The 435-nt window shown below is 66.7% G+C and carries 1 protein-coding gene; it reads right to left on the reverse strand.

Features of this window, described 5'->3' with window-relative positions; genetic code table 11:
• Positions 1-435: PhoH family protein (locus tag LPA54_RS39365; protein WP_228985191.1), on the reverse strand; the 435-nt coding region annotated here is incomplete at both ends.

The raw sequence follows: 435 nt of genomic DNA on the forward strand, positions 1-435 counted from the left end.
CAGGATGATGCGGTTGACCTGCTTGGACTGCAGGGCCTGCACCGCCTTGGCCATGGCCAGGTAGGTCTTGCCGGTACCGGCCGGGCCGATACCGAAGACGATGGTGTGCTTGTCGATCGCGTCCACGTAGCGCTTCTGGTTGAGCGTCTTGGGACGGATCGTGCGGCCGCGGGAGGACAGGATGTTCTGGGTGAGCACCTCGGCCGGGGTCTCCTGGCCGTCGCTCTCCCCGCTGTCGCTCGCCTTGAGCATGGCGATCGAGCGTTCCACTGCGTCCTCCGTCATCGGCTGCCCGGTGCGGAGCACCAGCATCATCTCGTCGAACACGCGCGAAATCAGGGCCACGTCCGTGGCGGCGCCGACCGCGCTGATCTCATTGCCCCGGACGTGGATGTCGGCCCCCGGGAAGGCCTTCTCGATCACACGCAGGAGGGA

It is taken from the genome of Streptomyces sp. DH12 (genome assembly GCF_020873895.1).
Classification (GTDB): Bacteria; Actinomycetota; Actinomycetes; order Streptomycetales; family Streptomycetaceae; genus Streptomyces.